The sequence below is a fragment of the Aureibaculum marinum genome, from assembly GCF_003813905.1.
Classification (GTDB): Bacteria; Bacteroidota; Bacteroidia; order Flavobacteriales; family Flavobacteriaceae; genus Aureibaculum; species Aureibaculum marinum.
Genome location: NZ_RPFJ01000001.1, coordinates 65,650 through 80,150, shown reverse-complemented (window position 1 = coordinate 80,150; position 14,501 = coordinate 65,650). Strand labels below are relative to the sequence as shown.

The 14,501-nt window shown below is 29.4% G+C and carries 13 protein-coding genes; 9 read left to right on the top strand and 4 right to left on the bottom strand.

Annotated features, from left to right (window positions below; genetic code table 11):
• Positions 1–84: 84 nt before the first annotated feature.
• The 4 genes from EGM88_RS00340 to EGM88_RS00325 form a co-directional block, all read right to left on the bottom strand.
• Positions 85–357: an HU family DNA-binding protein gene (locus EGM88_RS00340; protein ID WP_123895889.1), complete on the bottom strand. Its 273-nt coding sequence runs from the start codon at positions 355–357 to the stop codon at positions 85–87.
• Between the two features lie 323 nt (positions 358–680).
• Positions 681–1,637 (bottom strand): methionyl-tRNA formyltransferase, encoded by a 957-nt coding sequence (gene fmt / locus EGM88_RS00335; protein WP_203229409.1) that lies wholly within the window; start codon positions 1,635–1,637, stop codon positions 681–683.
• Positions 1,630–3,528, bottom strand: coding sequence for a RecQ family ATP-dependent DNA helicase (locus tag EGM88_RS00330; protein ID WP_123895888.1), 1,899 nt, complete (start codon positions 3,526–3,528; stop codon positions 1,630–1,632). The genes fmt and EGM88_RS00330 overlap by 8 nt, the downstream gene beginning before the upstream one ends.
• 5 nt (positions 3,529–3,533) lie before the next feature.
• On the bottom strand, positions 3,534–4,088 hold the full coding sequence (locus tag EGM88_RS00325; RefSeq protein WP_123895887.1) for an AAA family ATPase: 555 nt from the start codon (positions 4,086–4,088) through the stop codon (positions 3,534–3,536).
• A gap of 95 nt (positions 4,089–4,183) precedes the next feature.
• On the opposite strand from EGM88_RS00325, the gene EGM88_RS00320 reads away from it, so the two are divergent.
• The 9 genes from EGM88_RS00320 (at position 4,184) to EGM88_RS00280 (ending at position 14,464) form a co-directional block, all read left to right on the top strand.
• Positions 4,184–4,465 (top strand): DUF493 family protein, encoded by a 282-nt coding sequence (locus EGM88_RS00320; RefSeq protein ID WP_123895886.1) that lies wholly within the window; start codon positions 4,184–4,186, stop codon positions 4,463–4,465.
• Between the two features lie 75 nt (positions 4,466–4,540).
• A complete protein-coding gene (locus tag EGM88_RS00315; protein WP_123895885.1) occupies positions 4,541–6,436 on the top strand; it encodes a peptidylprolyl isomerase in 1,896 nt (631 codons plus the stop codon).
• 1 nt (position 6,437) lies between these two features.
• Entirely contained in the window at positions 6,438–7,277 is an 840-nt protein-coding gene (locus EGM88_RS00310) for a hypothetical protein (protein ID WP_123895884.1), read from the top strand.
• Position 7,278: 1 nt separating this feature from the next.
• A complete protein-coding gene (locus tag EGM88_RS00305) occupies positions 7,279–8,649 on the top strand; it encodes a peptidylprolyl isomerase (protein ID WP_238988330.1) in 1,371 nt (456 codons plus the stop codon).
• 110 nt (positions 8,650–8,759) lie between these two features.
• Positions 8,760–9,713, top strand: coding sequence for an AAA family ATPase (locus tag EGM88_RS00300; protein WP_123895882.1), 954 nt, complete (start codon positions 8,760–8,762; stop codon positions 9,711–9,713).
• 234 nt (positions 9,714–9,947) lie between these two features.
• Entirely contained in the window at positions 9,948–11,279 is a 1,332-nt protein-coding gene (locus EGM88_RS00295) for a TolC family protein (RefSeq protein WP_123895881.1), read from the top strand.
• An 11-nt stretch (positions 11,280–11,290) separates the two neighbouring features.
• Complete coding sequence (locus tag EGM88_RS00290; RefSeq protein WP_123895880.1) at positions 11,291–12,493, top strand: efflux RND transporter periplasmic adaptor subunit; 1,203 nt, start codon at positions 11,291–11,293, stop codon at positions 12,491–12,493.
• Between the two features lie 4 nt (positions 12,494–12,497).
• Positions 12,498–13,241, top strand: coding sequence for an ABC transporter ATP-binding protein (locus EGM88_RS00285; RefSeq protein ID WP_123895879.1), 744 nt, complete (start codon positions 12,498–12,500; stop codon positions 13,239–13,241).
• 2 nt (positions 13,242–13,243) lie between these two features.
• Positions 13,244–14,464: an ABC transporter permease gene (locus EGM88_RS00280; protein ID WP_123895878.1), complete on the top strand. Its 1,221-nt coding sequence runs from the start codon at positions 13,244–13,246 to the stop codon at positions 14,462–14,464.
• Positions 14,465–14,501 lie beyond the last annotated feature (37 nt).

The window sequence follows — 14,501 nt, the reverse complement described above, 5'->3', positions numbered from 1 at the left end:
TTTACCTTAAATAGATATAGGTATAAACAAAAAAAACTCTCATTTAATAATGAGAGTTTTTAAAATTTTTAAGCTAATTTAAAATTAGTTTACAGCATTTTTTAATTCAGCACCTGGTTTAAATCTTACTACATTTTTAGCAGGAATTGAAATAGTTTTTCCTGTTTGAGGGTTTCTACCATCTCTAGCTGCTCTAGAAGAAACTGACCAAGAGCCAAAACCTACTAAAGAAACTCTTCCACCTTTCTTCAAAGTACCTTGTACATTATCCATAATAGAGTCTAATGCTTTTTTTGCAGCTGCTTTTGAGATTCCTGCATCTGCAGCCATTGCTTCTACTAATTCTGATTTGTTCATAATTCTTAAATTTAAAATTGATTAATATTTATTTTGCTTGTTGTTAAGCTCAACAAATATAGATTTTATAAGGCTTCACGCAAGTTTTAGTACTCAAAATCTTTAAATTTGTTAATAAAATGGATAAAATTGTTAACAACCATGGGTTTTTACCTATGTTTTCCTCTAAAAACTCAATGAATATGGGGGTTAGTGTTAATTTTATCTTAATTCATTATCGCCTATACAATAGATTACATTTCCATTCAAAACTAAATGTTTGAGTTGTCTATAGGAACTTTCTATTTAAGTTTTATTGAATTAATTTTTTAACATAAAAGAGATTAATTAAAAACATAGCTATTTATATCAAAGCTATATCCGTTAAGTAAGTCTCCAATTTTCATTTTACGCTTTCCAGGCAATTGTAATTCTTCAATGCTAATATATCCTTCATTTACGGCAACTTTTAATTGAGATTTGCCAACTATTAATTTACCAATAGGGTGTGTGTGATTTTCTTTTTCTTTAGATACGTTATAAATTTTCATTTCTAAAGATTGGTTGTTGTTATGTAAAAATGTCCAAGCTCCAGGGTATGGGTTTAATCCTCTAATTTTATTAAAAATGGCATCCATAGAATTATTCCAATCAATTTTACAAGTTTCTTTAAATATCTTTGGAGCCTCTTTTAGTTGATGTTGTTCTAATTTGGTTTGCTGTATAGTTTTTACGTTTCCTTTTTCAATTTCTTTTACAGTTTTGACGACTAGTTCACTACCCAATACCATTAATTTATCATGTAAAGATCCTGCCGTATCGTTTTTGTCAATTGCTAACTCCTCCTTTAATATAATAGCACCAGTATCTATTTTATCATCTATAAAAAAAGTGGTTACTCCTGTCCGAGTTTCTCCATTAATTATAGCCCAATTGATTGGGGCAGCACCTCTGTAATTTGGTAACAAAGAAGCATGTAAATTAAAGGTCCCCAAATCAGGCAACTGCCATACAACTTTTGGTAACATTCTAAAGGCAACTACAATTTGTAAATTAGCATTGAGTTGTTTTAGTTCGGATAAAAACAATTCGCTTTTTAAGTTTGTAGGTTGCAAAACAGGCAGGTTTTGCTCTATAGCATACTTTTTTACTGCAGATTGGTTTAATTTTCTTCCTCTTCCGGAAGGTCTATCAGGAGCCGTAACAACACCTACGACATTAAAATTGGTATCAATTAACTTTCTTAATACACCAACTGCAAAATCTGGTGTACCCATAAATACAATATTCACATTAATCATTTTTTACAATTTCTAATTTATTTTGCGAATTTAGGGTAATTTTATTAGTGTTTAATAGGTTTTGTAGGGTCTTTAATATTGTAAATGATGATTGGTTTAATTGTGCAGCTATTTCTTTGCTAGATAATGATTGTTGGGTTTTAAGTAATTCTATTATTTGATTTGAAAGCATGGTGTCATCTAACAATACACTATTTGAGCTTTTACAAACATCACAGATACCACAATTTTCTTTTATCTTTTCATCAAAATAATTTAATAATAATTTGCTCCTACAAACAGAATCATTAGTTACATAATTTAATACGGCATTAAATTTTTCCAATTTAATGTCGTTATATTGTTTAATATATTTAGAAATACTATTAATGGTTCTATTATCTTCTCTTGGAACTAAAAACTGTATTTGGCTTGTGGTTTTATTGTTTTTATAATTTAGTAATCCATCTTTTTCCAATCTAATAAGTGAACTTTTAATTTTAGATTGTGATGTATTTAATTTTTGAGCTAAAACAGATTCATTAATTTTTATAAAATGATCAAAAATTCCTCCATAAGTTCTTAAAATTACTTTAATAAGATTATTATTATTTCTATTAGCATAATCTAAAACGTTTTCTGGAGAGATTATAAATTTTAATGCCGACTGTTTATTAAATCCTTCACTAAATAAAAGAATCTGTTCACGTTCTAGTAACTTTAATGCATTATAGGTTTTAAGGATGTTAATTTTATACAGATGACAAAAAGTTGCAAGGTCAAATTCTAATAAATTTTCGGGCTTTTCACCATAAGAGATATAGAAATATTGATTTAAATTTTTATAGATGTTTTTAATAAAATCTTCTGTAACTATTCCTTTTTCAAAATTAGTTTTAAGGGTATTAATATTATTATTATTTGCAAATACAATAGAAGTTGCGTTGGCTCCATTTCTACCGGCTCTACCAGCTTCTTGCATGTAATTTTCTAAGCTATATGGTGGGTCGATATGTACAATAAGTTCTACATTATCTTTGTCAATACCCATACCAAAGGCATTGGTAGCAACAATTATTGGTGTTTTTTCTTCCATCCAATTTTCAAAGGCTTGTTGTTTTTCTTCATTAGATAAACCTGCATGATAATAAGAACTTTTAAATCCATTCTTGTTTAAATAAATGCTTAAATCATGTACTCTTCTTCGGCTGTTTACATATATAATTGCGGTATGAGATAGTTTTTTTAAAATTTTGGTTAATTCAAAATAAATATCTTCATGTCTAGATATTATTAAGGCTAAGTTTTTTCTAACTAGAGATTGTTTATATACAACGGCATTATTTATTTTTAAATTGGTCATTAAATCATTTAAAACCCGATTAGTTGCAGTAGCAGTTAAAGCCAAAATAGGAGCTTTAATGTCTAGTTCTTTTAGAATAGGAATTTTTAAGTAAGCAGGTCTAAAATCATGTCCCCATTCAGATATGCAATGAGCTTCGTCAATTGCAATTAAATTTATATTTAATTGTTTTAATTTTTGTTGAATAAATTCGGTTTGTAGTTTTTCAGGAGATAGATATAAAAATTTATAATTACCAAATTGTAAGTTGTCAAAAGCTTGAATGGTTTGCTCTTGATTTAAGTTTGATGTAATTGCAATTGCTTTTATTCCTTTGTTTTTTAAATTAGTTACTTGGTCATTCATCAAAGCAATTAAAGGAGAAATTACCAAACATACACCTTCATTTACTAAAGTAGGTACTTGATAACAAATAGATTTTCCGCCACCAGTTGGTAAAATAGCTACTACATTTTTACCTTCTAAAATACTGTTGATAATCTGCTCTTGAGAGGCTCTAAAATCAGAATAATTCCAATATTTTTTTAAAATGGTTTTGGTTATATTCATTAGTTTTATACTAAGTTATTAAGAATATAATTAACTCTAAAATCAATCTCACCAATGGGAACTTCTAGTATGGAATATCCAAGTTCCGTATATGAGTTTTTTAAATGATGATGAAGTTCAGTAGCCATTTCAAAACTTTCATATCGCTCATCGTCGGTTTTGTAAATATCTTTCCAAGGAGGTAATAAAAAAATATGATCGTATTTGTACTTTTCACTTTTTTCAAGATAAACTTTAGGATAAACAGTCTTAGTATGATTCATATAAGCATGAATATCTGGAATGCCTCTGTCAAAAAATACAATATCTGCATCTAGTTTTAAAGATTGTAAGTATTGATTTTCTCTACCTTCCAATAATAATTTACTAAATAATAAAGGATCTTTGAGAAATAAATATTCAATGCCATTTTCTCTTGCTTCTAATGTAATTTGTCTAGAAATCTCAGGAATACAAACAAAACTTCTATGTTCTAACTCATTAATTAATGTTGTTTTTCCTGTTCCTGGAGCTCCAGTAATTACAATTTTTTTTGGAGTGTCTTTTAGATTACTTGTCATATAACAAAGAAACTAAATTTTATCTGTATTTTTGTCAGGTAATGTCCATTTTTATAAAGTGGTACATTAATTGTTTAAAAAGTTAAAAAAAACGAATGAATAAACAAATAGAATTTTATAAAAAATTAAAACATAGTTTAGAAGAAACAACTGACTTTCCAACAAAATATATGTATAAATTTATAATTCCAGAAGATGAAAGTAAGGTTTTAGAGATAGAAAATATATTTAATCATACAGGTGCAGTTATTGAAAAAAAATCATCAAAAACAGGAAAATATATCAGTTTAACTATATTAGTTCAGATGGATAGTGCTGATGCTATTATAGAGAAATATCAAGAAGTAGCAAAAGTTGAAGGAGTTATATCTTTGTGATATTTTTAACAGCAATTTTAAGAAATAAAAAATATTTTTGACATCGTTTTAAGGAGCCATTACATTTATTTTTTTATGAATTTTAAAAACTTATTGATTTGCATTTTACTTGTAAATTCTATTTACATAAAAGCACAGTCAAAAAAAGACATTTTATTTACAGTAGCAGACACTCCCGTTTATACGGATGAGTTTGTGAGAGTGTTTAATAAAAATAGAGATATTGTTGCGGAAGAGAATAAAAAGTCTGTTGAAGAGTATTTAGAATTGTATATAAACTATAAGTTAAAATTAAAACAAGCTTATGCACTTAAATACGATACAGTTTCGTCATTTAAAAATGAGTTAAATTCTTATAGAGAGCAGTTAATTGTTCCATATTTAAAAGATAGTAAAATTACCGAATCTCTGATTCAAGAGGCTTATGATAGGCTTAAGTTAGAGGTAAATGCTAGTCATATATTAGTTCGTGTTTCTAAAGAAGCAATGCCTGCTGATACTTTAAAAGCTTATAATAAAATACTTGAAGCTAGAATGAAAGTTGTAAACGGACAACCATTTGAGGAAGTAGCTAAAGAATACTCAGAGGATCCATCAGTAAAAAGTAATGGTGGAAACTTAGGTTACTTTACAGTATTTGATATGGTTTATGATTTTGAAAATGCAGCATATAACACCGAGATTGGTAAAGTTTCAATGCCTTTTAAAACACAATTTGGCTATCATATAGTTAAAGTAAATGATAAGAGACCTTCAAGTGGTGAAGTTGAAGTTGCACATATAGTAATTAAACATAATCCACAAGATTCACTTTATGCTAAAACCAAAATAAATGAGGTGTATGCCAAAGTAAAACAAGGTGATCCTTTTAATGTTTTAGCAAATAAACATTCTGATGATAAAGTTTCTGCAATTAAAGGAGGAGCATTGCCTAAATTTAATGCAAACAGAATGATAAAGCCTTTTTCTGATGTAGCTTTTTCATTAAAAGAAGTTAATGATGTTTCTGAACCATTTAAAACAAATTATGGTTGGCATATTGTAAAATTATTAAAGAAACATCCTATTGGAGATATAGAAACTAGAAGAGGGGAGTTGGTGCAAAAAACAGAAAGGAATGAACGTTCAAAAAAAGCAGGAAAATCTGTTGTTAAAAAGTTAATGAATAGTTATAATATTTCTGTTGACACTAACTTAAAAGAAGCTTTTATAGCTAATAATAAAAGTAAACTTGACACCAATTTAGACAATGCTATTTTCACAATAAATGGAGAAAAAACGCTATTGTCAGATTTAGTTGAGTATAGTAAAGGAAGAATTAAAAATATAGATACTTTTACTAATTTTTTAGAACTGAAAGTTCTAGATTATTATAAAGCTAATTTAGAAAAAACAGATGCTGATTTCGCTTTTACGATGCAAGAATATAAAGATGGTTTATTGCTATTTGAATTGTTACAAAATAAAGTTTGGAAAAAAGCAGAAATGGATACCATAGGGCTAAAAGCTTTTTATCGAGATAATGCTGATAAGTATATGCAGAATAAAAGAGGAGATGTTATTATAGCCTCATGTACAGAAGAAGAAAAGGCTTTATTGGTTAAGAATTTACTTGAGGCTGGTAAAAGTATTAAAGAGATTAAATCTGCAGTAAATGAAGGTCCTACAATACATGTGCTGTTTACAAATGGTATTTTAGAAGAAAATCACAGAAAGTATCCAAAAGGCTTTGTGTTAGAAGATGTTGGAGTTTCTAAAGTGTTTAAAGAAAATACAAATAACTTTGTAGTTGTTAAAACGAATAAAATTTTACCACCAGAACCTATGAAGTTTGAAAAAGCTAGAGGTAAGGTAATTAATGATTATCAACAACAATTGGAAAACGATTGGATTGCTGAATTAAAGAATAGATACCCAGTTAAAATTAATAAAAGGGTGTTAAAAAAGGTGATTAAACAAAATCAAAATTAAGTTGTATTCAAAATTAATTTACATATTTATAATTTTTGCTCTATTTTCTTGTAAACCAACAGAAGATGAAGGTAAAGCAGTAGCTAAAGTTTATGAAAATTATTTATATGAAAAAGATATAAAAGAAGTATTGCCAAAAAATATATCTAAAGAGGATAGTTTAATTTTTGTTAAAAATTATATTAACAACTGGGCAAAGGAGCATTTGCTAGTTCAAAAGGCAAAAATTAATCTTCACGAAGAAAAAGAGCACATTAATACTTTAGTAGAAAAATATCATAATGATTTATTAATTAATAAATATAAAGAAGCAGTAGTAAAACAAGAGTTAGATACGTTGGTTACTGAAGAAGATATTGAAAAGTTTTATGAAGAAAATAAAGGTATTTTTAAACTTAATGAAGCTCTAGTTAAATTCAGATATATTTATTTTGATAAAAAAATTAATAATGCCAAAGAATTTATTTCTTTATTTAAGGACGATAGTTATAAATCTAATCTTGAAATTACAAAACAAGAATTACAACTAAAGTCACATAATTTAAATGATTCAATTTGGATTAAGTATGATGATGTTATAAAGAATGCTTCTTTCTTAAAAAGTTATGATAAGAGCAATTTTTTAAAGAAAAATAAATTTATTCATAAAGAAGATTCAACGAGTGTTTATTTAGTTAAAATTAAAGATGTATTATTGCGGAATGATATTGCTCCAATGAGTTATGCGATACCAACTATTAAACAAATGATTTTGCACAAGCGAAAGCTTGAATTGTTAAAAAGAATTGAAGAAACATTAACCGAAGATGCTATCAAAAATAAAGAATTTCAAATTTACTAATATGTTAAAAAAAATAATAGTACTACTATTACTAGGAGTTGTGTTTACAGTTAAAGCACAGGATACAACACAAACTCAAAAAAGAGTAAAGTTAGATGGAGTAGCTACAGTAGTTGGAAAAAATATTGTATTAGATTCAGAAATTGCAGCTTACAAATTAGAATTTGAGCAGCAAAGTGAGGGTAAATTAGAAATTTCTGATTGTGAAATGCTAGAGCAAATCATGGAAAGAAAATTATTATCACACCATGCTGTTATTGATAGTGTTGAAGTATCTGAGTCAGAAATTAATAGTCGTGTAGAGCAAAAAATTGCTTATTTTTTACAACAACTAGGTTCAGAAGAAAAAGTGTATACCTATTACGGTTTTAACGATATGGCTGATTTGCGTAAAGAATTTAATGAAGTTGAAAAAGAAGCTTTGTTGGTTCAAAAAATGCAAATGAAACTAACGGAAGAAGTTGATGTAACACCTGAAGAAGTTAGAAATTATTATAAAAGTTTAGAGGATGAAAACAATTTACCAGAAATAGGCTCTGAAATTGAATTACAGCAAGTAGTACTATACATAGAACCTTCAGAGAAAGAAACTCAAAGAGTTATTGATAAATTAGAAGAGATCAAACAACAAGTTGAGAATGGAGACAATTTTAAAATGAAAGCCATTTTATACTCACAAGATCCTGGTGTAACACAAAATAGTGGATTGTATACACTTACTAGAGAAAGTGAATTTGTTACAGAATTTAAAGAAGCCGCTTTTAGTTTAGATGAAGGTGAAATGTCAGAACCGTTTAAAACAGATTTTGGATACCATATTTTAAAAGTTGAGAAAATTAAAGGAAAACAACGCGATGTTAGACACTTATTAATGATTCCAGAGATAACAGCAGATCAAAAAAAGAAAGTAAAAGATTCTTTAGAAAGTATTAGAAAGGAGATTTTAACATTAAAAACAACTTTTGATGATGCGGTTGAAAAGTATTCGCAAGAAAAGGAAACTAAAGCAAACAAAGGACTTTTAATGAATCCTGAAACTAATGATTCTAAATTTGATTTAACAAGAATGGATCCTACTCTTTATGCTCGTGTAAGTGCATTAAAAGAAGGAGATATTACAGATGTTTTTTATGATGAGAACAGACAAGGAAAACAAATGTATAAAATCATTTTAATGAAATCTAAAACGGATGCCCATACAGCAGACTTAATAGCTGATTATGTGAAAATTCAAGATTTAGCATTAAAAAAGAAAAAAGAAGAAACTATTGCTAAATGGACTAAAGAAAAAATAGGAGATACCTATATTAAAATTAATAAAGATTATAAAGATTGTAATTTTAAAAACAATTGGAAGAAAGAGAGCCTTTAATAACCATGTATTAAGTTTTAATTTATACACTAAATAAATTATAGGCATAAGTTTTTACTTACGTTTTTTGTATTCTTATTTATTATTTATTTTTCATTAAACCTATATCTATGTCTGACGTAGCAGCAGTAGAAAATTTAGTAAAAAAGTATAAAGATCTTCAACAAGAGGTTGGAAAAATAATAATTGGTCAACATCAAGCCATAGACCATGTATTGCTTTCTATTTTATGTGGAGGACATTCATTGTTAATTGGAGTTCCTGGTTTGGCCAAAACATTATTAGTAAATACCATTTCTAAAACATTAGGTTTAGATTTTAAACGAATACAGTTTACGCCAGATTTAATGCCTTCAGATATTATTGGTAGTGAGATTTTAGATGAGAACAGACATTTTAAATTTTTAAAAGGACCAATATTTTCAAATATTATTTTAGCTGACGAGATTAACCGTACACCACCTAAAACACAAGCAGCTTTATTGGAGGCTATGCAAGAAAAGTCAGTTACTGTTGCGGGACATCAATATAAATTAAATGCTCCATTTTTTGTGTTGGCAACTCAAAATCCAATTGAACAAGAAGGAACTTATCCTTTACCCGAGGCTCAATTAGATCGCTTTATGTTTTCAATCTTTTTAGATTATCCTTCTTATCAAGAAGAAGTAGATATTGTAAAAAGTACAACAACTGATGAGGTTAAACAAATTAACTCAATTTTTTCAGCTCAAGAAATATTGAGCTTGCAACATTTAATAAGAAGAATTCCTGTTGCGGATAATGTTATAGAGTATGCTGTAAGTTTAGTTTCTAAAACAAGACCCAATTCAACAAAAGCAGCCCAAATAGTTAATGATTACATTGATTGGGGGGCTGGCCCAAGAGCTTCACAAAACTTAATTATTGCTGCAAAAGGGTATGCGGCTATTCATGGAAAATTTTCTCCAGACATTGAAGATGTTCAAGCTGTAGCAGAAGCAATTTTGCGTCATAGAATTGTTAGAAATTATAAAGCAGAAGCAGAAGGTATTACAGAAGAACATATTATAAAAGAATTGTATTAAGTTGTATTGTTTTTTCTGATAGTTGTTGCTAATAATAGCATATTTTTCTATGAATAATTATTTGTTTTTTTAGCTACATAATTGGTTCTAATAAACAGAATTTTTATAATTCCTAAAATTCTCATCTATAAAATTAGACTTTCTGTCTATTTATAATCCCAAAACGTCTATTACACTTTCATTTACAGGTAGATAGTTTCACTTTTGTAGTGTTAAATTAAAAAAACATTCAAAATGAGAATATTTACGTTTGCCATTTTCTTTTTCTTTGCCGTGCTAGCCTCAGCTCAAGAAGTTGAAAATAGTACAGCATCAAAAGTTTGGTCATTAGAAGATATGATTAATTATGCGTTGGAGCATAGTATTACAGTAAAAGACGCTGCTTTAAACACCACACTTGCTGCGGTAGATTATAACAAATCAAAATCTTCGAGATTACCTAATTTATTCGGTAGTGCTTCACAAAATTTTTCTAGTGGAAATACAATTGATCCTATAACTAGTGATTATGTAGCAGATCAAATAAATAGTACTAATGTTGGTATTAATAGTTCTATGACTTTGTTTCAGGGAAATCAATTAAATAATCAAATTAAACAAAATAAATTAATTCTTGAACAAAGTGCTTATTTGGAAGAAGTAGAAAAAAATAACATTGAGTTAAGCATTTTAGAAACCTATTTACAAGCATTATATAGTAAAGAAAGTATACAAATTGCAGAGAATAATTTAAAAACTTCAGAGCAGGAAGTTATTAGAGCTAAAACCCGTTTAGATGCTGGTTCTATTGCATTAAATGATTATGCCGATGCACAAAGTCAAGCAGCAACTAATAAATATAATGTAATAGCAGCAAAAAATGATTATCAACAATATATTATTGAGCTCAAACAATTGTTAGAATTAAAACCTACAGATACTTTAGAAATTAAAGCACTTGATGATGATATAGATTTAATGAATTTAGAACTTAATCAAGTTGAAATTTATAACAAAGCTTTAAAAACGTTGCCAGAAATTAAAGCAAGTTCCTTAACTATCGCAGCTAATGAAAAAGAATTAGATATAGCTAAAGGCTCATTTTTACCTTCATTGACATTATCAGGTAGTTTAGGCTCGGGTTATACAAGTGTTAACGATAATTCGTTTTCAGATCAGTTTGATATAAATTTTAATCAAAAACTAGGTCTTTCATTGTCAATTCCTATTTTTAATAGAAATCAAACTAAAGCAGCGGTACAAACAGCAAAAATTAATATTGACAAAGCTGAAATTCAAAAAACAAACACAGAAAAAGAACTTTATAAAAAAATTGAAATAGCCTTTCAAAATACGTTGTCAGCTCAAGAACAACTTGTAGCAGCAGAAGCTTCAAAAGAAGCTGCAGAACAATCATATAAATTGGCTCTAAAAAAATATGAATTAGGAGATTTAAGCACAACTGATTTGATTATAAATCAAAATACATATACCAATGCACAGCAAAATTATTTACAAGCTAAATACTTAAATATTTTATACCATCAATTATTACAATTTTATCAAGGAAACGATATTAAACTTTAATAAATATTAAAATGAAAACTAAAAGAAAAATAATTATAAGTGCCATTGTATTAGCTGTACTAGCATTTGTAGCATTCAGCTTTTTCAAGGCAGATGATGCTGTTATTATTAAGGCAGAAACAGTACCTGCAAAAAAATCAAATGTGGTTACAATGGTTACAGCTACGGGTACCATAGAGCCTATAACACAAGTAGAAGTAGGTACACAAGTGTCAGGAGTAGTAGAGAAAATTTATGTAGACTATAATAGCACTGTTAAGGAAGGGCAATTAATTGCTGAGTTAGATAAAACAAACTTAAGAGCTACCTATACTCAAAGTAAAGCAGCGTATGATAATGCAGTAAGTCAGAAAAATTACTTGGAAACTATTTATAAAAGGCAAAAAACTTTATATGAAAATCAGGTAATCAGTAAGTCAGATTATGATGATGCTTTATATAATTATGAAACAGCTAAGGGAACAGTAACTGAACGTTTGTCTGATTTACAAAAAGCAAAAACAAATCTTAGTTATGCAGATATCTATTCGCCTATTGATGGTGTCGTATTATCTAGAGATATTGATGAAGGGCAAACAGTAGCTGCAAGTTTTAGCACGCCAACATTATTTACTATTGCACAAGATTTACGAGAAATGCAGGTAGAAGCTGATGTGGATGAAGCAGATATAGGAGGAGTAAAGGAAGGACAACGTGTAACTTTTACAGTTGATGCATATCAAGGACAAGAATTCCATGGAACCGTAACTCAAGTAAGGTTAGACCCTACAGTAACTTCTAATGTGGTAACTTATACTGTAGTAATTAAAGCTGATAATCCAGATTTAAAATTAAAACCAGGATTAACTGCTACAATTTCTATTTATACATTAGAATTAAACGATGTTTTAACTGCAGAAGCTAAAGCAGTAAACTTTAAGCCTGTAGAAGAAATATTAAAAAAGTATAATTTACAACATAATTTACCAGAAAACAACACCGACTTAGATGAAGAAAACACAAAACTTTGGGTACAGGAATCAGATGGCTCTATTGTTCCTAAAAAAGTCACATTAGGAGCCAGTGATGGTGTAAATGTACAGATATTAAGTGGTGTTAATGAAGGGGATAACTTAGTTTATAGTTTAAAGGAGGTGAAAAAAGCTGAAATTAAAGATAAAGATTCAAATGAAAGTCCTTTTATGCCACAAGGCGGAGGTCCTAGAAGAATATAAGATTATGAGTAAAGAAATCATCAAAATAGAAGAATTAAAACGAGACTTTACCATGGGTTCAGAAACCGTTCATGCACTAAAAGGTATCTCGTATAGTATTACTGAAGGTGAATTTGTTACCATCATGGGATCTAGTGGTTCTGGAAAAAGTACAATGTTAAATATTTTAGGTTGCCTAGATCAGCCCACTTCTGGTACGTATGAAATTGATGGTGTAAGAGTGAAAGATTTAAACAAAAACGAACTTGCCACCATTAGAAATGAAAAAATAGGTTTTATCTTTCAATCCTATAATTTACTGGCAAGAACATCGGCTATAGAGAATGTAGAACTGCCTTTGCTTTATAATAGTAAAGTAAGCACAGAAGAGCGGAGAGAACGAGCAGTAAAAGCTTTAAAAATGGTTGGTTTAGGGGAAAGGTTACACCATACACCTTCTCAACTTTCAGGAGGACAACAACAACGAGTGGCCATTGCTAGATCTTTGGTTAACAATCCAGTGATGATATTAGCTGATGAGGCTACCGGAAACTTAGATACCAGAACCTCTTATGAGATTATGTCACTTTTTCAGGAGTTAAACCAGCAAGGTATTACCATTACTTTTGTAACCCACGAACCAGACATTGCTACCTTTAGCAGTAGAACCATTGTGCTAAAAGATGGTAATATTATTAAGGATTACAAAAATGAAAATATACAAGATGCTGCGGAGCATTTAGCGAATTTACCTAAAGAAGATCATTAATTATGAGACTATTAAATTTACTTAAAATAGCATTCAAAGCTATTGTTCTTAATAAAATGAGAACATTGCTTACTATGCTGGGTATTATTATTGGAGTTGCTTCGGTTATAGCAATGTTGGCCATAGGCGAAGGCTCTAAAGAGAGTATTCGTTCTACTATTTCCAGTATGGGGTCTAATATGATTGCCATTAAACCTGGAGCCGACATACGTGGTGGCGTGCGTAGAAGTAGAGAAGATATGGAGACGTTAACGCTAAAAGATTATGAAGCTATTAAATCGCAAGCAAGTTTGCTAAGTTACATTACACCATCGGTAGATGGAGGGGGACAAGTAATAAATGGGGCTAATAACTGGCCTTCTACTATTTATGGTGTTAATCCAGACTATTTAAATATTAAAGTATGGGATTTGCAAAGCGGAAGCATGTTTACCGATGCCGAGGTGAAATCAGCCGCAAAAGTAGCTGTAATTGGTCAAACTATTGTGGAAAATGTATTCCCTGATGGAACAGATCCTGTAGGGCAAATGATGCGTTTTAATAACATTCCCTTTAAAGTAATTGGCGTATTGGAAGAAAAGGGGGAAAGCACTAGCGGACAAGATCAGGACGATATAGTAATTGCACCTTACACCACAGTACAAAAACGTATCTTAGCAATTGATCATTTAATGGAAATTATGGCTTCCGCTATTAGCGAAGATCAAGCACAAAATGCTGTAGATGAAGTTTCAGCTATCTTACGTGTATCACATAAGTTAAATGAAACTGACGATGATGATTTTCATGTGCGTTCTATGGAAGAGTTGATTTCTACCTTTAGCTCCACCAGTGAAATGCTTACTCTTCTTTTAGTTGCAGTTGCTAGTATTTCATTGTTAATTGGTGGTATTGGTATTATGAATATAATGTATGTTTCTGTAAAAGAACGCACAAAAGAAATTGGTTTGCGGATGGCTGTTGGAGGTAAGGGGTCAGATATATTAATGCAATTTTTAATTGAGGCTATTTTAATAAGTGTAACAGGAGGGGTTTTAGGAGTAATCTTAGGTCTTGGAGCAACATTTTTTATTGAAAAATTCTTAAATTGGCCAACTAGTGTTGCTTTGTATTCTATTGTAATATCCTTTGCTGTCTGTGCAATAACAGGTATATTTTTCGGATGGTATCCTGCAAGAAAAGCATCAGCTTTAGATCCAATAACTGCATTGCGTTACGAGTAATTACTATTATTAGATTCGTATAAAAAATTTAAACCTA